This is a genomic window from Ruegeria sp. CL5 (genome assembly GCF_056536485.1).
The window spans coordinates 1-22,150 of record NZ_JBQFPS010000011.1 but is presented as its reverse complement, the minus strand read 5'-3'; the positions used below and the strand labels follow the sequence as shown (position 1 = coordinate 22,150).

Annotated in this window: 15 protein-coding genes, 1 tRNA gene and 5 pseudogenes; 14 read left to right on the top strand and 7 right to left on the bottom strand. The window is 49.7% G+C overall.

Annotated elements, in window-relative coordinates; all coding sequences use genetic code 11:
• The first annotated feature begins 9 nt into the window (after positions 1-9).
• From ACR0IU_RS17135 to ACR0IU_RS17115, 5 genes are read left to right on the top strand one after another with little or no spacing between them, the layout of a single operon-like run.
• Entirely contained in the window at positions 10-1,605 is a 1,596-nt protein-coding gene (locus ACR0IU_RS17135; protein WP_170547252.1) for an ABC transporter substrate-binding protein, read from the top strand.
• Positions 1,606-2,664, top strand: a complete 1,059-nt coding sequence (locus tag ACR0IU_RS17130; protein WP_170547255.1) for an ABC transporter permease — start codon at positions 1,606-1,608, stop codon at positions 2,662-2,664.
• On the top strand, positions 2,661-3,572 hold the full coding sequence (locus ACR0IU_RS17125; RefSeq protein WP_480717094.1) for an ABC transporter permease: 912 nt from the start codon (positions 2,661-2,663) through the stop codon (positions 3,570-3,572). Before ACR0IU_RS17130 ends, ACR0IU_RS17125 begins: the two co-directional genes overlap by 4 nt.
• Positions 3,569-4,417: an ABC transporter ATP-binding protein gene (locus ACR0IU_RS17120; RefSeq protein WP_260023919.1), complete on the top strand. Its 849-nt coding sequence runs from the start codon at positions 3,569-3,571 to the stop codon at positions 4,415-4,417. Before ACR0IU_RS17125 ends, ACR0IU_RS17120 begins: the two co-directional genes overlap by 4 nt.
• A 1-nt stretch (position 4,418) precedes the next feature.
• On the top strand, positions 4,419-5,168 hold the full coding sequence (locus ACR0IU_RS17115) for an ABC transporter ATP-binding protein (RefSeq protein WP_480717093.1): 750 nt from the start codon (positions 4,419-4,421) through the stop codon (positions 5,166-5,168).
• Between the two features lie 116 nt (positions 5,169-5,284).
• Here the strand turns inward: ACR0IU_RS17115 and ACR0IU_RS17110 are convergent.
• From ACR0IU_RS17110 to ACR0IU_RS17095, 4 genes are all read right to left on the bottom strand, one after another.
• Positions 5,285-5,374: transfer RNA gene (locus tag ACR0IU_RS17110), tRNA-Ser, on the bottom strand.
• A 180-nt stretch (positions 5,375-5,554) separates the two neighbouring features.
• Positions 5,555-5,842 (bottom strand): hypothetical protein, encoded by a 288-nt coding sequence (locus ACR0IU_RS17105; protein ID WP_480717195.1) that lies wholly within the window; start codon positions 5,840-5,842, stop codon positions 5,555-5,557.
• A gap of 189 nt (positions 5,843-6,031) precedes the next feature.
• The gene (locus ACR0IU_RS17100) at positions 6,032-6,787 is read right to left on the bottom strand and encodes a sulfotransferase family 2 domain-containing protein (protein ID WP_480717092.1); all 756 of its coding nucleotides are present in this window, start codon (positions 6,785-6,787) and stop codon (positions 6,032-6,034) included.
• A gap of 111 nt (positions 6,788-6,898) precedes the next feature.
• On the bottom strand, positions 6,899-7,741 hold the full coding sequence (locus ACR0IU_RS17095) for a phytanoyl-CoA dioxygenase family protein (protein ID WP_480717091.1): 843 nt from the start codon (positions 7,739-7,741) through the stop codon (positions 6,899-6,901).
• Between the two features lie 296 nt (positions 7,742-8,037).
• On the opposite strand from ACR0IU_RS17095, the gene ACR0IU_RS17090 reads away from it, so the two are divergent.
• A complete protein-coding gene (locus ACR0IU_RS17090; RefSeq protein ID WP_480717090.1) occupies positions 8,038-8,433 on the top strand; it encodes a hypothetical protein in 396 nt (131 codons plus the stop codon).
• Between the two features lie 41 nt (positions 8,434-8,474).
• A pseudogene (locus ACR0IU_RS17085) lies at positions 8,475-8,584 on the top strand (IS5/IS1182 family transposase); the annotation flags it as partial.
• 75 nt (positions 8,585-8,659) lie between these two features.
• Here ACR0IU_RS17085 and ACR0IU_RS17080 read toward each other — a convergent pair.
• Positions 8,660-10,636: an acyltransferase family protein gene (locus ACR0IU_RS17080; RefSeq protein ID WP_480717089.1), complete on the bottom strand. Its 1,977-nt coding sequence runs from the start codon at positions 10,634-10,636 to the stop codon at positions 8,660-8,662.
• A 220-nt stretch (positions 10,637-10,856) separates the two neighbouring features.
• A complete protein-coding gene (locus ACR0IU_RS17075) occupies positions 10,857-12,773 on the bottom strand; it encodes an acyltransferase family protein (RefSeq protein ID WP_480717088.1) in 1,917 nt (638 codons plus the stop codon).
• Positions 12,774-13,273: 500 nt separating this feature from the next.
• Between ACR0IU_RS17075 and ACR0IU_RS17070 the strand changes: the two are divergent.
• Positions 13,274-13,722: pseudogene (locus ACR0IU_RS17070) on the top strand (transposase); the annotation flags it as partial.
• 716 nt (positions 13,723-14,438) lie between these two features.
• Here ACR0IU_RS17070 and ACR0IU_RS17065 read toward each other — a convergent pair.
• A complete protein-coding gene (locus ACR0IU_RS17065; RefSeq protein WP_480717087.1) occupies positions 14,439-15,380 on the bottom strand; it encodes a hypothetical protein in 942 nt (313 codons plus the stop codon).
• Positions 15,381-15,601: 221 nt separating this feature from the next.
• On the opposite strand from ACR0IU_RS17065, the pseudogene ACR0IU_RS17060 reads away from it, so the two are divergent.
• The 6 genes and pseudogenes from ACR0IU_RS17060 (at position 15,602) to ACR0IU_RS17035 (ending at position 22,034) form a co-directional block, all read left to right on the top strand.
• Positions 15,602-16,388: pseudogene (locus tag ACR0IU_RS17060) on the top strand (IS5 family transposase).
• Between the two features lie 210 nt (positions 16,389-16,598).
• A pseudogene (locus ACR0IU_RS17055) lies at positions 16,599-17,276 on the top strand (integrase core domain-containing protein); the annotation flags it as partial.
• Positions 17,277-17,963: 687 nt separating this feature from the next.
• A complete protein-coding gene (locus ACR0IU_RS17050) occupies positions 17,964-19,091 on the top strand; it encodes a glycosyltransferase family 4 protein (protein WP_480717086.1) in 1,128 nt (375 codons plus the stop codon).
• Between the two features lie 210 nt (positions 19,092-19,301).
• Complete coding sequence (locus ACR0IU_RS17045) at positions 19,302-20,231, top strand: glycosyltransferase (protein ID WP_480717085.1); 930 nt, start codon at positions 19,302-19,304, stop codon at positions 20,229-20,231.
• Between the two features lie 129 nt (positions 20,232-20,360).
• A pseudogene (locus ACR0IU_RS17040) lies at positions 20,361-20,483 on the top strand (IS5/IS1182 family transposase); the annotation flags it as partial.
• A 408-nt stretch (positions 20,484-20,891) separates the two neighbouring features.
• Positions 20,892-22,034, top strand: a complete 1,143-nt coding sequence (locus ACR0IU_RS17035) for a glycosyltransferase family 4 protein (protein ID WP_480717084.1) — start codon at positions 20,892-20,894, stop codon at positions 22,032-22,034.
• The last annotated feature ends 116 nt before the right edge of the window (positions 22,035-22,150 follow it).

Sequence of the window (22,150 nt, the reverse complement as noted above, 5' to 3'; positions counted from 1 at the left end):
GAGGACAAAATGAACGCATTTAATAGATTGCTTACCGGTGCGGCGCTGGGATTGGCGCTGGCTGTGACCTCGACTTCGGCAATCGCGGAAACGCCGCCAAACATGTTGGTGATCGCGAACCGTATTGACGACATCACAACACTGGACCCCGCTGAAAGCTTTGAATTTGCCGGGTCTGATGTCAGCCGCAATGTTTACCAAAAGCTCGTCAATTTTGACCCGCTGGATCTGGATGCAGGATATCAGCCGGACGTAGCGGAAAGCTGGGATGTTTCAGAAGACGGCAAGTCGATTACCTTCAAAATCAGGGAGGGGTTGACCTTTCATTCCGGTAATCCGGTGACCGCCGAAGACGTTCAGTTTTCGCTGCGCCGTGCAATCATTCTGAATAAAACTCCGGCTTTCATCCTGACGCAGTTCGGGTTCACGCCGGAAAATGTCGAACAAACGATTGTTGCAGATGGCAACACTCTGACGATCACGACCGACAAGCCCTACGCGACATCCTTTGTTCTGAACTGTCTGACCGCGACCATCGGTGGCATCGTCGACAAGAAGACGGTGATGGAACACGACAAAGATGGTGATCTGGGCAACGAGTGGCTCAAGACCAACACGGCGGGCTCCGGTGCCTATAGCTTGGTGAGCTGGAAGCCCAATGAAAGCGTAACCCTGAAGTCCAACCCTGATTTCTATCTGGGTGCCCCGGCGATGGAGCGCGTCGTTGTCCGTCACGTTCAGGAAAGCGCCAGTCAGCGCCTACTGCTTGAGCGTGGGGATATCGACGTTGCCCGCAACCTGAACCCTGAAGACGTTGCAGGTGTGTCATCGGTCGCTGGCGTCAAGATTGCAGATGAGCTCAAGGGCCGTCTGATGTATGTTTCGCTGAACCAGAAGCACCCTGAGCTCAGCAAACCTCAGGTGCGACAGGCCTTCAAATACTTGATCGACTATGAAGGGATGCGCGACAGCTTCCTGAAAGGTCAGTACACAATTCACCAGAATTTCTTGCCGCAAACCTATCTTGGCGCATCGGATGAGAATCCGTTCAGCTTCGATGTTGAAAAAGCCAAAGCGCTGCTGGATGAAGCCGGTGTAAGTGGGCTGGAGATCGAAGTTGGTGTACGCGAAGCGCAGGAACGTATTGAGATCGCTCAGTCACTTCAAAATGCACTGGGTCAGGTTGGTATCACGATGAACATTACTGTCGGTACTGCCAAACAAATTCTGGCGCGGTATCGTGCACGGGAGCTCGACGTCTATCTTGGCGCATGGGGTCCGGACTATCCTGACCCGCAAACCAACGCGGGGACATTTGCCTATAATCCGGACAACTCGGATGCGGCCAACGCAACTGGGCTGCTGGCATGGCGGAATTCATGGGATACTGGTGGTTTGACCGAGAAAACAGACGCGGCTGTGGTTGAGAATGACACCGTGAAACGTGCCGATATGTACAAAGAGATACAGGCTGAGTTCCGCGAAACATCACCATTTGTCGTGATGTTCCAGCAAATTGAGCAATCGGCATTGCGTGAAAACGTAACGGATTTCTCGACGGGTCAGGCGATCACATCGGCGTCGTATTGGCAGGTGACCAAGTAAATGGCTCTGGCCGAAAGACCATCTGAGGGGCGCCGCTCGGCGCCTCTTATCCATTGGATCAAGAGTATCCTGAAAACTCTTGGCACCATTGCAATCACGATGCTGGGTCTGCTGTTTGTGACCTTTATCATTGGTCGCGTCATGCCGATCGATCCGGTGCTGGCGATCGTAGGTGAGCGCGCCTCGCAATCGACCTATGATGCAGTCTACCAACAGCTTGGCCTCGATAAACCGCTGCTGGTGCAGTTCGGTTACTATCTTTGGGATGTCCTGCACGGAGACTTTGGAAACTCGCTGCTGAATGCGCGCCCCGTATCCGAAGACATAGCACGTGTTTTCCCTGCCACGCTGGAATTGGCGACTTTGGGCGTGCTGATCGGCATCTTCTTAGGTGTTCCGCTGGGTGTGATTGCCGCCGTTAAACGGGGGTCATGGATCGATCAGATCGCCCGTGTGGTCGCGCTTGTTGGCTACTCTATGCCAATCTTCTGGCTGGGGCTCATGGGGTTGCTGGTCTTCTATGGAATTCTTGGCTGGGTCGGTGGGCCGGGCCGGCTGGATATCTTCTACGAAGATATTGTGCCCACGCGTACCGGTTTGATCTTGGTGGATAGTGCCATCGCCCAGGATTGGGACGTCTTTCGCAACGCGCTGTCTCACATCATCCTGCCCGCTGCTTTGCTGGGGTATTACTCACTGGCTTACATCAGCCGGATGACGCGATCCTTCATGCTGGAACAGTTGTCGGCGGAATATGTCATTACCGCGCGCGTAAAAGGCCTGTCAGAACGGCAGGTGATCTGGCGTCACGCCTTCAAGAATATTCGCGTACAACTCATTACAGTCATCGCACTGAGCTACGCCAATCTGTTGGAAGGCTCGGTTCTGACCGAGATCATCTTTAGCTGGCCGGGGATCGGCAGCTACATCACGACCGCTTTGCTGAGTGCCGACATGAATGCAGTTCTCGGTGGAACCGTTGTGGTGGGGCTGATCTTTATCTGCCTGAACATATTCTCCGACCTTCTCTACCGTTTCTTTGATCCGAGGTCGAAATGAGCGACATGACTTTGCGTCAGTGGCTGCTGACCGACGAGCCCACATCCAGACGCCACGCCAGATTGGCTAGCTTGTATAAAGGTTGGCTGACACTGCGATCAAACTCGATGGCAATGGTTGGGTTGGCGATCCTGGTAATCCTCGTGCTGACTGCGGTTTTTGCTCCTATCATCGCACCGCAAGATCCCTTTGTTCAGGATTTGTCCAGCCGACTGCTCCCTATCGGGTCCGAAGGACATTTGCTGGGGACCGATAGTCTGGGGCGGGATATTCTGTCACGTTTGATTTATGGCGCGCGGATAACGCTGTACATTGTGGCGTTGGTGGCGCTTATCGCTCCGGTCGCGGGCCTTTTGGTAGGAACCGTCGCGGGATATGCCGGGGGATGGGCAGATGTGATCCTCATGCGCATCACCGATATCTTCCTCGCCTTTCCGCGCCTTGTTCTGGCATTGGCTTTTGTAGCAGCGCTCGGGGCAGGGATCGAGAACGCGGTTTTGGCGATCTCGCTGACTGCATGGCCGCCATACGCGCGCATGGCGCGGGCAGAAACGCTTACGATCCGGTCGACCGACTATATCAATGCGATCCGGCTTCAAGGGGCCGGGCCACTGCGGATCATCACCCGGCATATCTGGCCGCTTTGTATCTCGTCACTGATTGTGCGGGTCACTCTGGACATGGCCGGGATCATTTTGGCTGCGGCGGGCCTGGGTTTCTTGGGCCTGGGGGCACAACCTCCAAGTCCGGAATGGGGTGCCATGATTTCCGAGGGGCGCAGGTTCATCCTTGATCATTGGTGGGTTGCCACGGTGCCGGGGCTTGCAATTTTCACGGTTTCGCTGGCCTTCAACCTGTTGGGTGACGGGCTAAGGGACGCGCTTGATCCAAAGGACGGTGGGCAATGAACTTACTTGACATCGAAGACCTGTGGGTTCGCTTCCCAACCCGTCAGGGCGTGTTTGATGCGGTACGCGGTGTTTCGTTCTCGTTGGGGCGCGAACGATTGGGGATTGTGGGTGAAAGTGGATCCGGCAAGTCGATGACCGGGCGGGCCATCCTGCGCCTGATCCGAAAGCCCGGTATCGTTGAGGCCAACCACATCAATCTTGAAGGTCGTGACTTGCTGAAGCTTACAGAGCGCGAGATGCGCGAAGTACGCGGAAAGCAGATTTCCATGGTGATGCAGGACCCCAAGTTCTCTCTGAACCCAGTGGTCACGGTAGGCGAACAGTTGATGGAGGCGTATCTTCAGCACAATTCCGGCTCTAAATCGCGCGCCAAAAAAATGGCGATCGAAATGTTGGAGAGTGTTTCGATCCGTAGTCCCGAACGGGTGATGCGGGCATACCCGCATGAAGTGTCAGGAGGTATGGGGCAACGCATCATGATTGCGATGATGCTGATCCCGAACCCTAAGATCCTGATTGCGGATGAACCGACCTCAGCGTTGGATGTCAGCGTTCAGCGGCAGGTGCTGAACATCATGGATGGATTGGTCAAAGAACGGGGCATGGGCCTGATCTTCATCAGTCATGATCTCAACCTGGTGTCCGAGTTTTGCGACCGTGTCCTCATCATGTACGCGGGACGGATTGTCGAAGTCTGTGACGCGGATAAGCTGCACCAGGCGCAACACCCATACACTCAGGGGCTGCTGAATTCGCTCCCGCGTCTTGATGAGAAATGTACGCATCTGAGTGTTCTGACCCGCGATCCCGCCTGGTCAGACGCACCCAGCGTGAGGGGTTGAAATGACCGCACTGGAAATCAACGATCTGAACGTCTGGTTTGGTCACGCGCATGACCGCGTAGATGCGGTTAAGGGTGCTTGTCTTAATGTTAACCAGGGTGAGAGTTTTGGTCTTGTAGGTGAAAGCGGTTCGGGTAAATCTACCATCCTCCGCGCGATAACCGGTCTGGCACCTCAATGGTCTGGTACTATCCGAGTCGAAGGTGAAGCGTTGTCCGGGGCCAAGCGAGATCGCAGGTTCTTTAGAGCCGTGCAGATGGTTTTTCAGGATCCATACGCCTCGCTTCATCCGCGGCACACCGTCGATCAGGTGCTCAGTGAAACTCTGCATCTGCACGGGCTAGATAATATCGATCAAAGGGTCAAAGGTCTGCTGAACGATGTTGGACTAGGGCAGCGCTTCCGGTTTCGGTATCCGCATCAGTTATCCGGGGGGCAGCGTCAGAGGGTCGCTATCGCTAGAGCGTTGGCAGGCGAGCCGGACATCCTGCTGCTGGATGAACCCACATCAGCTCTGGATGTCAGCGTTCAGGCAGAAGTATTGAACTTGTTGACGGATTTGCGTGGCCAACGCGGGCTGACATATTTGATGGTATCCCATGATCTTCCGGTTATCGCGCATATGTGCGATCAACTGGCAGTTATGCGAAATGGTGAGATCGTTGAGGTCATGTCCTCCGAAACGCTGCGTGTAGGCACACCTGAACACCCGTACTCGCAAGAATTGCTGCAGGCCTCGGTCGCCGTTTGACAAGATACGAACGCTGGTTGGCGTACATCTATCTGGCGAAGTGCTTTGAGCATATTTGCGGCTGATTTCACACGACTTCTCGGAAACCTAAAGGGTCTTGATTGTCGTGTAGATTATGGCGGAGACGAAGGGATTCGAACCCTCGAGACCCTTCCGGGCCTACTCCCTTAGCAGGGGAGCGCCTTCGACCACTCGGCCACGTCTCCGCTGACGGGTATATCCTTGCAAACGCCGGGAATACAAGGCGAAATTTCCATTTTGTGCCTCACTCCAACAAATCTGCTGAACCCGTTGAAATAACGGTAAAACACACCGATCCAAGTGGTTTATGAGCAAGATTTGGACAATTTTTTCTGAGGCTTTTCCCGACGCCAGCCCCCCAGCCGTCAGGTTTGAAACACCGCAATACATCGAACCTGGCTGTCGAAGAGCGGGATAATAAGCCTCAATAAATGTTTCATCAGCCAAACGAAGCTGTGCTTCAGCGTCTCAACGCGCTCCTGAAGATACTTCAACTCAACATGAGCGAGGCGGCTTTCGTAGTAGATTGGGACAGTCGCTTTGTCTTCAACTGCGCGATTGATGTCGTAGATGTCGACGTACTCTCCAAACACATCGGGCGTACTAGCATCGGCCGCTTCGAGCCTAATTCCCAGCAGACCCTGAAATGCAATAGCTGGGAAACCGCGAAAAGCTGGCTCAATGGCGCCACCGCATGTGTGATCCGGTCTTTATCCGGTCTTCAATTTCGGAAGTGAAACCGTGATGTTCAGAGCATTCAAACGAAATCGCATATTCGAATCCCGCAACAGGACATACGATAGGTCAATGAACGCAGAATTGCATTTGAGTTGACGTTCAATTTAGGAGTATTTGGTCGCTAAGCGTTTAAGTTCTGCATATATTTCGTACTCAGTGTGAAAATAATCTTTTAACTCGTTCAACATTTTATCGGGAATTTTGGCGAGTGCGGTTTTCGTCGAAGATCCACCTGAATGTGCGTGGATGCCATTTTGTTTGACGAAGGTCTCAGGGACACCCATCGCTCCAAAATACCCAGCCTGACCATTTATCCCATCTTCGAGCTGGCCAACGTAATAAATGCGCTCTTCCAGCGCACGAAGAACTTCAGGGCTTTCAAAATGGAACTCATAACCTCTTCGAACATGCCCCAAGTGATGTTTGGCAAAAAGCCCGGCTGATTTCTGACGCTCGTCAGATGACAAGAGAGCTTCAAAAAAATCTAGAGAGGTTGGAAACCACAAATAACAAATGGCCTCATCGGATTTCCATAGCGCCGTGTAAGTGGGACGACTTTGTCTAAGTCTGCTGTCGAATGCAGAGATCATTCTGGAAATAGGATCGCGTATTGTAAAAGAGAACTCTGCGTTAGGAAAAGTTCTTGCTGCGGTAGAGAGCTTTGTATCATGCCCTAATTTTTGGGGAACTTCGTAACCAGCTTCTTTTGCCTTCTGTGCAATATTCGATATAGACGTGCCGCCAGTCTTTCCTATGTGCAAATAGGCAAATTTCACGCCTTGACTATCGTTTGCGAGGGGTGTTGCGCCTCCGCCTCTTAGCGTCTCCTTTTTCTTGTTTATATTTTTGAACAGTCTCATAAATTAGTTTCCCAGTAGCCTTAGGAGGGTTTAAGCTGAATTCTATCCCCGATAAAAGAAATGCGTTGCAGCACGTCTATTTCGAAATTCGAGCGCAAAGAAGCCAGCGCGTCAGCTCCGATTCCTTGATTGTCGCATTAGCCATTTGATAGGGGCTTGGTAACTCTTATAGTTAGCGTCTGTATCCAAATAGCGATAGTCGAGTAATATGGCTTCACACTTTCCAGAGAATTGGAATCTACCGCGACGATGCAAGCCCATTGTGTTGAAAATGATGAGCGAGTTGCCTTTGGCCTCAATAGGTATTGGCTTGGCATCAAGCAACTTCTTTAGGTCGTCGCGTATTGGTTGCACGCGCGCGTAAGGTTTCCCTTCTCGGACTCGCGATTGAACAAGGCTGTTGACATACTCCATATACAGTCTTTTTAAACTGAATGAGTGAGTGCCAAGTGCGTACTCGAACGCAGCATTGGTTCGGTCACAGTCTTCGACATAGAAGAAGCCGCGCATATTTTTTAACGGGACGTCGTAGTGCAATTCGTCGGTTCGAGCAGCTTCTCGTTTCCCTACATCTTCTGGATCTATCCAGTAGTGATGAAGGCGAATAAGTGGAAGAATATTTTGGCTGTGAGCCGAGCAGTTTCCGATGATATCATTGAGCTTATCGTTCTCGACAAATAGCTCCTTCACTACAGAGTCAACTTTTCCATTTTTTGGATTGCATAGGTTCGGTGCGACTAGCTTTGGACCTTCGTTTGTTGGTATTTCCGAGTTCTCCAAGATGCCATAGTAATGTTTTTTTAGCTTGTCATACTGCTCTGGTGTAAGAAAATTCTCGATAACAACGTACCCACCGCGCTCAGAAATACGAGATGCTTTGGATTTGGCAAACCTACGCTTAAGAAATATTTTTCTTAGCCGGAACTGAAGTTCAAACCATATCGTGCGTGTCAATTGTAGCCCCATACGGTTCGACAGAACGTCGTAGTAAGACCGTGGCAGCGTAGTCCACTCATTTTTCGGTTGTGCCACTTTCACGGTCTCAAATCTGTTTTTTCACACTTCCAGATACTACTGATAGACTAGTTCATTCAACCAGATATACATTCTGATTTTAGCCGGAACAAGCGATGCGCTTGCCGCTGCAATAGGCCAGTGCTCAAGCAAATATCTTACCATCAGACATCAGAGCATTATCCTGTGTTCTGCGCGTTCAGCGACGCCACTACAGGCTTCGGCCTGACTGTCGAGTGTCGCGCCACGCAGGCGCCAACCTAAAGGTCAATGACGCCGGTTTGAACAGTTTCCAGAGTTGGGCTTGCTTGTCGCGCTTGCGTTGGATCTTCGAAGGCGTGATGGATCAAGTGGCAATTCTCGGGCAACAGGACAGTTCGAACTCTGAGACCGCGTCAAACTTCGTGATGTCTGTTATTGCCGGGGTCAGGCCGCAGGGCGAGACCGAAGCCATGCTTGCCAAACAAATAGGCGCGATCTACCAGGCGACGATGATGATGGCACGCCGGCTCAATCGCGTAAAACTCTCCCGCAGCAAGACTCAACGGAACGAGCGCTCAAAAAGCTTGCGCGGACTTTCACCAGCCAGGTTGAAACCCGGAATCAACCAAAGAAAGGACGGCTCTGGCTGAACGATGGGTCATGTGTTCGACAGAATGGTGCTTCAAAAAACCTCAATAATGCCCGTGGTGTCTCCACGCGATATGACAGACCGACGAAAGTTACCTCGGCTTCGTCGATATCACATCTAACCGCCTTTGGTTCGGCCAATTGTCAACATGATCTAAGCCCAGAATTGTGTCTTCCGACGAAAACTACCGAAAGTCGCAAGAAGTAAAGGAGGAGACGTCGCAATAGTCAGTCTCGCAACGATTGCCCTATCGCTGCGGCAATCGGTACAGCGCCCGGGAAGCTTAGATGATTGTCGTCTGTATACAAGGGTAGGCCTTCGCTACTCGAAATTGGACAGCTCCCGTCAGTACACAGTATTACAAATGGATCAATTACATCGACTCCATACTGCTGAGCAACTCGTAGCAATATTTTCCTGACTTCACCCGATCGGCGATGATAATCTTGTTCGGGAAGGGCCATAGAATTCGGGTCTCTTCCCAAAAGAAGAAGTTTAGCGACTGAGGTTGGTACATGGTGTTCGTGCTCAGGCACTGGCAATACTATTATCACCCTTTTATCTTGGGCTAAAAGATCACTGACAGTGCGGTTTACCGCCATTTCGAAGTAGACGGCATTTCTCGAAGCGTCTGCTAGCGAGTAGTCTAAACTCCCTTCTTGACTATAAATATAACCCGCAGGTGTTGCTGCTTCATTCGACCTTTTTCCAGCAGTATAATTTGCCCATTCAGCGTGGAGAATGACGGTCTTAATGGCAGGTTCTGACATTATCCGGGAAAACGCCTCCCTAGTTTTACCTAGACAATTTTTTCTCCCACTTGTGTAATTTGTTGCAAAATTCACAAGTGGAACGCATCTGGCGCCGGTGTAGGTTGCAGCCGACAATTCTAATCTTTCTAACTCATCTGACAAAGCGTCAGATAACCGCGACGCATGGCTATCGCCGACAATTGCAATTGAAACTGCCTGGTCATCGCTTCCAAGTTTGCAAGTCTCTTTCGCTATGTTGACTTCGTCCCAGTCACTATAACAGCTAGCGCTATCGCCTCGCCTTACGTTAAGAGCCGCCAAATACTTCTCGTCTAATCGCCATTCGAACCCCTTGCCAATATGCCCAGCCAATCCAGCAGCAATAAGGGCAGAGCCGACAAAAACACTGGCTGCAAACACGTTATGCTGCGTGACAAGAAGTGGGTTTGTTTTTTTTCTGAACGGCTGTTCAATCCGATACCAAGTCGCCCAAGCCAGCAACAAAGACACAGCAGAAAGAACCGCCATCAACGCAAGACTTGGCTCTGTTAAGCTTCGTATGCGGGCGAAAGCAAAAAGTGGTTGGTGCCACAAATAAGCGCTGTAGGATATCAATCCTATGCTCACAAAGCCACGCAACGACAGAATACGCGCAACAATAGTACCTTTTGCAGCAAAAAGGATAACTAGCATGGTACCTACGACCGGCGCGAGCGTGTACGCACTGGGGAATGGTGTATTTGCGTCGTAAACAAATATGGCAAAAATAATGAGCGCCAAACCCACAGTACTCAGAAGATCGCTAGATCCTTGCGCTTTTTTAGATGTCAAAAATGCACAGATGGACCCCGCCAGCAGTTCCCAAGCGCGTGTTGGGATGAGATAAAAGTTTGCATTGGGACTGTTTCTCCAACCCCATTCTGCCAACAGAAAGCTGATAAACGCTACTGCAACGATGATCCAAAACACACGTCGCCGACCGAGGTGCCATAGCACTAGTAGAAAAATAGGAAACAGGAGGTAATATTGTTCTTCTACCGCCAAACTCCACGTATGCAGCAGTGGTTTCAATTCCGCTATCGGTGCAAAATAACCGCTCTCTTGCCAAAACAGAATATTTGAACAGAAGAGAACTACCGCTATCAAGCTCTGAGCGAAGTCCTGCAACTGCGAGGGCGTCATCCACATAAAAGCAAAAGGCAAGCATGCAAGCATAACAAAAAATAGTGCGGGTAAAATCCTACGTGCTCGGCGTTCGTAGAAATGTGCTATTGAGAATTTCTCTTGCTCAAGATCGCTAATCAGTATGCTTGTGATGAGGTAGCCGCTGATTACGAAGAATACATCGACGCCTATATACCCACCGCTGAACACACCAAATCCAGCATGGTATAGTATTACCGGCAAAACGGCTACCGCTCGCAGCCCATCAATTTCTCGTCTGTATTGCACGAATTTGTTACGCCATCTACCAAACAGTTTAGCCGATTTTTGAGATAGTATTTAAGAACCGAAACCACCTACTTGGCAAGCAGACAGCGGAATCTGATAGTAAAATCTTGACGTGGCAATAAAATGGCAGCTTTTCGAGCGCCGTTTCTAAGCCTCCTCCTCCGGTGCGACGCTCAGACTGGGAAAAACGGTTCAGACGAATAGAACCTATGCGCTGGACTCAGTGCGGGGCGACGCGCAAGTTCTTTTGCCAAATCTCAAGAAACCAAGGTAGTGCGAACATTTGTTCAACCATGAAACGTTCACCGGTCTTTCCCAAATGACCTACATCGACATTGAATGGAATTCCTTCGTCACTTAGCAATTTACAGCGCGTGTCGGGCTGACAGAAGAAGTCGTGAGCTGAGACGTAGTTCAATCCTTCCATCCTGGTCCTCGCGGTCCGGATAAGATCGAGAACAGTCTGGTCAGTATCTAGAACAGAATATACTTGTGCATCGCTAGGGTCGCCCTCGGTAACCAGGTTCGCTAAATCAGAACGGTTTTTGAAAGTGTTGTAACCCATGCCAAATGCCGTAGATCCAATGAATACAACCCTATCGGGGGCCAGCGCATTTAAATAAGCGTATGTTTGCGGCATTTCCATTGTTGGGAGCACATCCCACATACTGCGTACAAGAACTAGATCTGCGGTATCGATTAGGGGTTCAAATTTTTCTGATCCGATCCTGGGGTAGTTGCCAAAGCAAAAACGATCCTGAGGTGCCAGGTAATTTTCTATGTCTGGGGTCGTAGAAAGCACGTTTTTGCAGCGGCGGGCGATGCCGATGAAAACAATATCGAGTTCTTCGATGCGGTCTCCAATGTGGGCTTCCAACCCTTCCAACAGGTCCCTTCCGAAATTGTCCCCGATAATGAGCAAACGCGTTTTTGGTGGACCTTGGAACTCTGTTCGAGCCTTGGCATCAAGGTAAAGGTCTCGCGGCGTATTATCAAGGCTGTCGATGATCGTCAGTTCGGTCTGCGTGAGCCTTTGTGGGAAGCCATTGAATTGAACCCCCAACAATCCAATAATAAACAGCACGGCAGTACCGACACAACTGCCCAGAAAGATGAAGTGTCGACTGAATTTTTCACGATTTCGGAAAGGTTGTTCAATCCAACGCCAAGTCGCCGCGGCTAAAAATAACGACAAACCACACAACCCGATCATGACCAAAAACTCAGGATCTTCTTTGAAACGCAGCCGCGCAAAAGAAAAGAGTGGTTGGTGCCAGAGATATGCACTGTAACTCATAAGGCCGACTGCTACGATAGGGCGCCAACTTAGCACACGCGTTGTAAGTGTGTTCGGTCCGGACCATAGTATAACAAGCACTGTTCCAAGCACCGGTAAAAATGTTAGAAAACTTGGGTATGGTGAAGCCTTATCGATGGTTGCGATAGAAACACCAATCAGTACCAAACCAATCCACGATAGAAATCCGTTTGAGGCAACGCCTCGCTTTTCGATAAGAAAAGCAGTAAATGCTCCGATTAACAGTTCCCAAACCCGCGAAGGTGTCAGGAAAAAATTCGCTGAAGGAGAATTACGCCAACCCCACTCACTCAACCCAAAGCTGACAAGCGCGATCAGAACTAAGCTTGAAATAAGCGCAATCCGACCGCAACGCCATGCAACTATTACATACAACGGGAACAGAACATAGAACTGTACTCCGACTGCGAGGCTCCAAGTGTGAACCAAAGGCATTTCTTCTGCAGCTTGTGTGAAATAGCCGCTTTGCTGCCAGAAGAAAATGTTCGATACGAAAAGGCTGGCCGCTAAGATGCTTCCGGCGAATTCTTCAAGTTGATGAGGTAACATCCAAGACCATGCAATCGGAATGCAGCATGCGATAACAAAGAACAGAGCTGGCAGTATCCGACGTGCACGACGTTCATAGAACTGTAGAAGATTTAAGCCCCCGTGCTCCATTTCGGTAATGAGAAGGGATGTGATCAGGTATCCACTAATCACTAAGAACACGTCCACCCCTATGAACCCGCCGTCAAATGTCTCAAATCCAGCATGAAAAAAAATCACGGGAAACACCGCAATTGCACGCAGGCCATCAATCTCTCGTCTGTAATCCATGAAGCCGTAACGCAATTTACTAAGAAATTGAACCTATTTGAGAACTTTAACCGTATACTTGACTAGCAGACAACGGGGCGCAACGATAAAATCCTGACGCGGCAAAGAATACCATTCTTTTGAGCGACCGTCGCAAAACACACTCCCGGTAAGCGCCGAGATTGGTGGCGACCATAAGCGGGAGTAGTGTTCCAACTCGGCTGTATGCCAAATACTGCCAATAGATAATGACCGATTAATCTACGCGCTGCGGAGCAAACTTACCGAACCCCAGTCTGCTTTGCTTTAACATGAACCAAATAGATCAATTACACTAGTGAACAGTTCTAGCTCACGCCAATTGGCTTTTGGACTGGAACAATTTCCGTTCTTTTCATCTGTCGGAAATGCTCGGTTCTTGACCTATCAATTTGGTTATCGGAATCCCGTCCACATGATTCAAGCGCCTGAGGTTCAGTGGGTGCATCATGAGTAGTTTATTCTGGTTGACTGACGAGTAGATGTCGCGGCTTCGGCCCTACTTGCCGAAGAGCCATGGTAAGCCGAGGGTTGATGATCGACGTGTGCTGGGCGGGACTGTTTTCAGCAATCGCAATGGGTTGCGGTGGTCCGATGCCCCTCGCGAGTATGGTCCACCAAAGACGCTGTACAACCGGTGGAGCGATATGGGAGTGTTCGCTCGGACTACGACTGGGCTTTCTGCGGAGGGAAGCGATCATAAGACCATCATGATTGACGCAATCTACCTGAAGGCGCACCGCACGGCCTCCAGCCTACGGCTGAAAAGGGCGGGGCGACAGACTGATCGGACGCCCCATCCGCTTCTTCATAACCGCTGGGCAGGTTTTTGACTACACAGGGGGCCAGGGCTCTGATGAACACGCTACCATTGGCTGAGTGGCTGCTGGGAGATCGAGGCTGTGACGCCGTTTGGTTCCGCAGAGTCCTTACGCAATGGGTGGGATAGTAATCGATCAATCCATACTCGGTGCCGCGTCGAGCTTGAATATGGTGCCATCGACCTAAATCCGATGGAGGATAACGGCGATACAGCAAGCGAGGGCGACCATCGCGACTTTTCGACTTCATGGTCAAGGCTCATGCATCAATGCGTGTTCAGGCATTCGCGGCCGGGGTCGTGATGGACGCGATGCTGAAAGAAATTGCCTCGAGAACATGATGGACTAAGCGGCTACATAGGCCATCAAACCAAACCAAAGGACGCCGCGTGAGATGGAGGTAACTTGAGACTCAGGTCATTCGAGCGAGGTCGAACCATCATAAAACAGCGAGAAAGGACAAAGCGGAAGACCATCGAAACATGGCGCTTGCTTCACCGCAAATCGGAGGCATAGTCACGACAACCAGATCAGCCAGATCCTCTCTTAACTCAGGTCTCTATCTGTCCCAAATCCCCTCACGACGGACCGATTACGCGGTCCAACAGCGCGTTGAGGTCGCTTGAAAGGTAGGTATAGAACACATTGCTCCTGGATTTGCTGCATTTGACTGCTACCATTAGGTCTCTGATCTAGGCAGGCAATCGATCGTGGTCAATTGTGACAATGCCTTTGACACGAGAGCTTCGTTTAAAACATTCGGGATTAATGTGTTGCGAAAAACCTCAAGCCAACTAAGGGCCATGAGCTTCCCGGGAGACAACGCTTAATCGCTGAATAGCTTGAATACGGGCACGAGTATTCGAAAAGACTGCTTCTCTACCCAAGAGAGAGTTCCCTGACCATCACTGGATTTGACTGTTACCTTGTTTTTCGTCTTGGCAGCTTGAGAAAGCCAAATATTACCTGTAAAAACGTGGAGATGGTCAAGGTTGAACTCACTATTAACAATTCCGAAATCTACAGAAATGCCTAACTCTTCACTCAATTGTGCTTCGATAGATTTCGGATCGTCTACAAATGTTTCGTAGTCAACTGTACTTACATCTTTTGAGTCAAAATCCTTGAGCTGGCGGTTGAGGTTTTTGTCTCGAAAGTAAATCACGCTCAAATATATCGGAGCAAATACTGGAACATAAAACTTATTGCGGCGTTTTGCCCGTTTTAGGCGCGATGCATAGGACTGAATTAGTGATCTGCGGACATGAACTACATGCATTGTTAGATCAGTATAGTTGTATAGCGCGTGTAGACGAGCGAGACTCTTGGATGCATCGACTATAATGCCTACATTCATCGACCCCGCTAGCGCGCGCATGAAATTTTGGTGACGTAAAGCATAATCTTTAATTTCGTTTTCATCATATATTGCTTCGGGGCGCGCCCCAAAAAATGCCAGAATCCTAGTACGCAATGGCGGGGATCGACTGTCGATGGTTCTGAGAGTTTGAGCGTCGGTGAATTTGAGCGTCTTTACATGTCTTTTTGACTGGTTTTTTAAAGCGTGCAGTACAGGTTGCCAAACATTGCAATTATCTACTTTCTGACCACATGAACAAACCTTGTCCCTATTGTAATCATTTTCCAAATAATTGACTTCGCCCGCGTTGAAAACATTTTCAGTTCGACCCAACGCTGAGGAGAACAGTGTGGTGCCTGAGTATGCAAGCCCAGTAATATAAATTACCTTGGGAAAATTAGTTTCCATATTCTCAAAATAAAGTTTCTAAGCTTGATTCTAAATACATAACTAATTTTCAGACCCTAAGTCGATTGCGAGAATACTCCCAATACCCAACGTTATTTTCAATAGATGTTTAGTTCCCGTCGAGGCGCCGTCAAGTAAAAAGCGTTTGAAAACAAGCTAGGTGCGTGTTGGCAACAGGAGTTTACACTGGCACTCTTCGGTGTTTCAAGCTGGTATCTGCTATGGAGAATGGTATCCTCCGAGACGTGTTGAGCAACGAGGAATGGTCGCTGTTTGAACAATTCATTCTTGCGATCCGCATTCCGAATGGGTGCAAACCGACCAACAATCGCCCTTTTTTAGATGGTATGTTCTGGATCGCGCGCACCGGATCAAACTGGCCAGACTTGCCATAAGAGTTCGGAAACTGGTCCAGCGTTTAACGACAATTCCGACGTTTGACACTGGCGCATCTTGGGAGGAAATTCTTGAGGCATTTAACCAAAGCGGACCTGTCCCAGACGCGTTCCAAATGGCTGATAGCACTGAAATTCGAGCTCTCCATCAGGCGGCGGGCGCAAAAGGTAGGCTCCGATAAAAGGTTTTGACCATTCAAGCGGTGGGTTTGCGACCTAGATGCACCTCTGCGTCAACGCTCATGGACTATCAATCAGAACAGACATCACACTGGGTTATACATCGAACTATCTAGGCTGTGATCTTGTAATGGCTGACGACGCTCCGAACCTCAGGTAATGCTCGCTGATTGGGGGCGATGGCGCTGACCGCATTCGGAAAATTATGAGTGAGCGCGATATTCTCACCCAAATCCCAATGCGCAAGCCTCGAAAGTTGCGAGGCGGTGTGGATCATGGGCTACATAGGCTCAGAAAAATGGTTGACCGGTGCTGCAACAAACTCAAGTATGCCTGCCGTGTCGCCGCGCGATACTACAAAACCGCCGAAAGCTATCTCGGCTTCGTCGACATCAAATCAATCCGCCTTTGGTGCCGACATTTGTCAACATGACTTAAGTTCAGATTTCACGGCCGATAGTTGACCTTTGCCGCAAGGGGATATCGAGGGGGGACTTGAGGCGGCGGTCATAGCGAGAGGCTACACACCTCCAGCCGTTTTTCCTGCCAAGCATGAACACAAGGCGGTTTTGTGGTTTGCATCTGTGCGTGTCGTACCAGGTCAGTGTCTTGTGCTGCTTTCAGCCGGGAAGGTAGGCACGTACATGGCAGCTACGGTTACCGTCGTGTTGCTATTCTGCTGAAAGCTGCTGGCTGGCAGGTAAGTATCGGTCGTGTAATCCGGCTTTGGAGACGGAAGGGATTGAAGGTGCCGCGCAAGCAGCCGAAGAAGAGCCGGCACTGGCCGAACGACGGATTGTGCATCCGTCCGGGGCCTGAACACCGCAACCACCACCGGAGCTATGACTTCGTGCATTGCCGAACCGATGGCAGCAAGGCATTCCGTATGTTGAACATTCTCGATGAGTTCAGTCGGGAATGCCTGGCGATCCGGGTGAAGCGCAAGCTGAACTCGACCGACGTGATCGGCGCCCTGACCGATCTCTTCATCCTTACAGGGACACCGGCACACGTGCGCAGCGACAATGGGCCGGAGTGCGTTGCCCAAGCGGTTCGAGATTGGATCAGAGCCGTCGGGGCCAAGACAGCCTCTATCGAGCCGGGCAGCCTTTGGGAGAAAGGCTAGGTCGAGAGTTTCAACGCTCGGTTCAGAGACGAGCTTCTGAACCGGGAAATCTTCTACTTATTGAAAGAAGCATAAATCATCATTGAAAACTGGAGGAAGCACTATATCACCAACGGAGCACACAGCGCATTGGGTTACCGTTCGCCGGCATCAGAAACCATTGTCCCGATGCACCAGAAACCAGTCATGCACTAACAATCAAACTGGACCAGTCAAATCGGGATTAACAGTCCTTCAACGCATCTCAAATTAAATCTGCTTCAAAGCCGATATAACCTAACAGTCAGTCTAACTTTGGCATGCTGCTGTCGAGCAGCGCCATTTGAGCTTCACTATTGTGTCGTGCGTTTCGATGTTGTGTTGGAACGGTACTCGACGATTTATGCCGGAACAAGTCGATAATCTTAGAAGGCTATTGTCCAAAACGGGTATGAGCTGGTATTGTTTTCCACTACTCAACTGTTGCCTGAACTATCTTACACACTAAAAGTACTAGGAAATGATGGAGCCGTGTGTAGTCGGTTAGTTGTGGATTCACGGGTTTGAAGGCTAGCGGTAGCCTTTACTTGTGGGGTTGGATTGATACTTAGTAAACGTCTAAAGAATTTCGTCTATAAGAAGTAGAACCGGTTAAAACTTTACGAGCAATCCACTTAGGACTGAGAATGTTTTCTATACCGCATGATAAATACCAACTCGTCATTCCGATTCTTCACACCGAATGTTTGGTGCAAGGCACTTTGGATTCGATTGATAAGTTCTTTCCAACACTCGCAACTCATGCCCGTGTGGGATCACAGGCATTTGCGACGCGGCGTGATCGGAGTGAAAGAACATTCCAGATACTAGCCGTCAGTTTCCAAACATGGAGGTGCTGAGCAAGTGAAGGTTGCCTGTTTTGCGAACCAGTTTGGAGTTGCCGAGGGTCATGGCTTAGCGCGATATGCCCGCGAGTTGCACAGCGCATTAAGTGAGTTGGACGGATTGGAGGTCACACCGGTAGCAGGATGGTCTTCAATGACGACCGAGGATTTGGCGCGCGCGCAACGCAACACTGGATTGCGGCTGACTGGATTGGGTCGGCGAGGAACATCTCTGGCATGGACCTTCCTAAATACTCCTCCATTGGAGGTTCTAGTACGGCAACCCGTTGATGTGGTACATGCAGTTGCTTTGGGATATCCGGTCGCGACGCGCAAACCTCTGGTTGTTACAATTCACGACCTTGGCCCACTAACCCACCCAGAGTTTTTTCGCAACACCCGTCCTTGGATAATGAAGCGAAGCTTGGAGCAAGCTATTCGTCAAGCAAGCGCGATCGTTTGCGTTTCCCAAACTACTGCGGATGAAGTTCGCGGGTATGTAGGTTCACAAATTGACGATCGTCTAAAAGTTGTACTCGAAGGGGTGGATGAACGGTTTTTTACTAGCGTCGAGCCAAGCATTCTGAACGACCTTCCGCTGCCTGAGAAAGATGTGCCGTTTATTCTTTCGGCGGGTGCCATAAGCCCTCGAAAGAATGTAAAGGGATTACTGAAAGCGATGTCTCGTATTTTGCAGGACATACCGCATCACCTGGTGTTGATTGGAGGTGCAGGCTGGGATGCTGATGAACTTCGTCATAGTATGAATGATCCCGCACTCAAAGCGCGCGTACATTTTCTGGGTTTTGTGTCCGATACACAATTGCGTGCCCTCTATCAAAAGGCCGAGGCCTACGTACATCCGTCTCTTTACGAAGGTTTCGGCTTACCTGTACTTGAGGCCATGGCAAGCGGCACACCGGTGATAGCGTCCGATATTAGTTCTTTACGCGAAGTTGCCGGTAGCGCCGGCCGTTTGACCAATGCCGATAATCCCGAAACTCTTGCAGCGGCTATTGTAGAAATTTGCCAATCGTCTGCAATTCAAGCAAAAATGTCACAAGCAGGCCGGGACCACGCACGCGGATTTGAATGGTCAAAATGTGCAAGGGCCATGAAGGGAATCTATGCCGACATATGTGACTAGAACCTTTTTTGGGAATCCTCGCGGATGAGCGTGGACGTTCAGTTTCTATCGTTTCGCCCGATGCTCGGATATGGCACAACACAGATCCGATGTCAGCAGCCGGCAGAGTTTCTCAGGGCTATGGGGTGGTCTGTAGCCACAGGAATGGTTTTGTCTGCACCGGCTGCAAGATGCCGAATGTTAGTTTTACACAGAGTGCGAAATAGTGCTTTGACTGAGCAAATTGTAGCGCTCGCGAAGAGCAGAGGAAGCTATGTCATATTCGATATCGACGATCTAATCGGCGAAACCAAAAACGGGGAGACTTTTGCGCCTGATATCGCAGAAGCGATGCTATTGTGCGATATGGTGACGGTTTCTAGCAGTTACCTTGCGGACAAGGTTTCTCAGATACACGGCAATTGCAGGATCATTCGTAACAGACTAGCTACCTCTGTGTTAGACGCCGGCGCCCGTGCGACAGCGGCAAACTGTCGAGAGCAGTCCGATGTCAACTTAGGTTATTTCAGCGGTTCAGCCCACCATGACTCTGATTTTGATCAGATTTCACCAGACATAATTGCGTTAATGCAGGCCTACCCGAATGTACGTCTTACGGTCGGTGGAAAAATTAAAGTCAGTCGAGAATTTGAACGTTTCGGTGACCGCTTTCGACTGGAGCCATTTAGACCATATGCTGAATTCATTGGATTGCTTGAAGGAATTGACATCAATTTAGCACCGCTTGATTTGCAGTCACCGTTTGCATGTGCACGCAGTGAGCTAAAGTTTTTGGAAGCATCTGCCTTTGGAGTGCCAACCATTGCCTCACCGAGCCCGGCTTTCTCAGAAGCAATTCTGGAAGGTTCAACGGGATTTCTTGCGACCTCCGGCAATTGGTTTGATGTGATGGAAAAGTTGGTGTGTGATACAGAACTCCGTCAAACAGTTGGTAGCGCAGCTCAGCAATTTGTTGAAAAAGAGTATGGGCCTAAGGCAGGACAAAACGAATGGGACGAACTTCTTCACAGCCATGCAAGACAGATTGATACGATCCAAAATCGTAGTCTATCCGATTTGATTCAAACGTTTTCCGTAATTAGTCGTGCTCGCTTACAAAGCGCTCGCAGGTCACTTCGTGTTTGGCTTGCGCGACGGTAGTGCGATGGCTGTGGTGTTGTCAACTCTTTGAAATTCTGACTGCCAATAACCAATTTGTAAAATGTTTTGGTCATGTTGACAAAAGGGATTCACATCATACGATTGGCGTGATTCAAGCTGGTTTCTACGATTGGGAGCAGTTTGGCCCGAGACCTGATGACCGACGAGGAAAGGGCGTTCTTTGAGCGTTTCATTCTCGCCGTACGTGGCCCAATTAGGCGAAAGCCCACCGATCACCGCCGTGTCCTTGACCCTCAGTGGCCCGACACCTTACGATTCATTTGCAAATCTGAACTTCTGAACTAGATCGACCCAATCAAGACACTACCTAACAGATGCCGGAACCGAACAACGAGTGCGCGACAATGCTTGTGTCGAATTATGAAGCAGCACAATCATTTGGTGGGTAATTAGATTGACAAGTGGAGTGAATTACGTAGCTTTTTTGGTGCCTGTTGGTACGCATTAACCCCTTTCTAGTGTTTCTTGGCTTAACAAATCAGCGACTACAACTTTATGGAGCTTTCAATGCACAAGGTTTCAGTGCTCAAATTAACATAGAGGAAGGCTTTGGTTGGACAGTAGAGGCGGAGTTCATTTCGGTTAGTCCCAACCGCGAAGTGTTTCTTACAGAAAAACGTTCCAAGAAAAAGACTTAACATGTCCAAGACTATCGCAATTGGCTACAACACCTGCCACTATGTATGGCTGCATCGAAGAAAACTAATTCAGGCCTTAATGCAAGACGGTTACAAGGTGGTTATTTTAGCTCCCAAAGATAGCTATACCGAACGCCTCGTAGACATGGGGATCGCACATTTTGATATTCCGATGAAAATGAATAAAAACCCAGTTTCGGATATCTTTCTGTATCTTCGGTTCCTAAAAGCTTTTCGTGCCGTGCGGCCGGATATCTATTTGGGATACACCATCAAACCAAATGTCTACGGGTCAATGGCTGCCCAAAAGTTTGGTATTCCCACGATCAATAACATCGCGGGTCTCGGGACAGTATTTATCTCCAAAAACATCGTGTCGCAAATTGCCAGGGCGCTCTATCGAATCGCTCTTTGGCGTGCAGACATGGTTTTTTTTCAGAATCCTGATGATCGCCATTTGTTTACCAAAGGTGGCATTGTCAATCATGATCGACATGACCTTTTACCTGGCTCAGGGGTGGATTTATCGACGTTTACATTCTCACCCCTAATGGTTCCACCTGAGCGAGACAAGATACGTTTCTTGCTCATTGGGCGGATGCTATGGGACAAAGGTGTAGGTAAATTTTCGGAGGCTGCGCGAAAAATCTGCAAAAACCGATCTGATGTAGAATTTTGCTTGCTTGGTAGCGTAGAAAACGACAACCCATCGTCAATCTCACGAGAACAGATTGAAGCTTGGGTCGCCGAAGGTCATGTCCATTACCTCGGTTATTCAGATGATGTCTACGGTGAGATGCTAAATGCCGATTGCATTGTCCTACCATCAGCCTACCCAGAGGGTACACCCCGCGCACTACTCGAGGCATCTGCCATAGGACGACCGATCATTACGACAGATGCTTCGGGATGCCGCAGCACGGTCGACGACGGGATTAACGGATATCTCTGCGCAGTGCGGGACGCAGCGGATCTTCAAGACAAAATCGAGAAGATGATAGCGCTGTCGCCGCAGGAACGAAGCGATATGGGGCGCGCTGGTCGCGCCAAGATGGAACGGGAGTTTGATGAAACTTTTGTGATCGAGAAGTATCTTGAGATGGTTAGAGAACTGTGCATCATCAGATCAACAGTGTCACGTTAACTAGCGTTTAGTTGTTCATGCGCTTGATTGGAGTTAGGTGATATCGTCGGGTTGAGCAATCGGATTCAATGGTCTCACACACCCACGCGAAAGCGTGAGAGGCTCATGAGGTGGTT

Excerpts from the sequence above, each read along its gene's own strand:
- ACR0IU_RS17135 (WP_170547252.1), top strand. The coding sequence starts at position 10 with ATGAACGCATTTAATAGATTGCTTACCGGTGCGGCGCTGGGATTGGCG.
- ACR0IU_RS17130 (WP_170547255.1), top strand. The coding sequence starts at position 1,606 with ATGGCTCTGGCCGAAAGACCATCTGAGGGGCGCCGCTCGGCGCCTCTT.
- ACR0IU_RS17125 (WP_480717094.1), top strand. The coding sequence starts at position 2,661 with ATGAGCGACATGACTTTGCGTCAGTGGCTGCTGACCGACGAGCCCACA.
- ACR0IU_RS17120 (WP_260023919.1), top strand. The coding sequence starts at position 3,569 with ATGAACTTACTTGACATCGAAGACCTGTGGGTTCGCTTCCCAACCCGT.
- ACR0IU_RS17115 (WP_480717093.1), top strand. The coding sequence starts at position 4,419 with ATGACCGCACTGGAAATCAACGATCTGAACGTCTGGTTTGGTCACGCG.
- ACR0IU_RS17100 (WP_480717092.1), bottom strand. The coding sequence starts at position 6,787 with ATGAGACTGTTCAAAAATATAAACAAGAAAAAGGAGACGCTAAGAGGC.
- ACR0IU_RS17075 (WP_480717088.1), bottom strand. The coding sequence starts at position 12,773 with ATGGATTACAGACGAGAGATTGATGGCCTGCGTGCAATTGCGGTGTTT.
- ACR0IU_RS17065 (WP_480717087.1), bottom strand. The coding sequence starts at position 15,380 with ATGGAAACTAATTTTCCCAAGGTAATTTATATTACTGGGCTTGCATAC.
- ACR0IU_RS17035 (WP_480717084.1), top strand. The coding sequence starts at position 20,892 with ATGTCCAAGACTATCGCAATTGGCTACAACACCTGCCACTATGTATGG.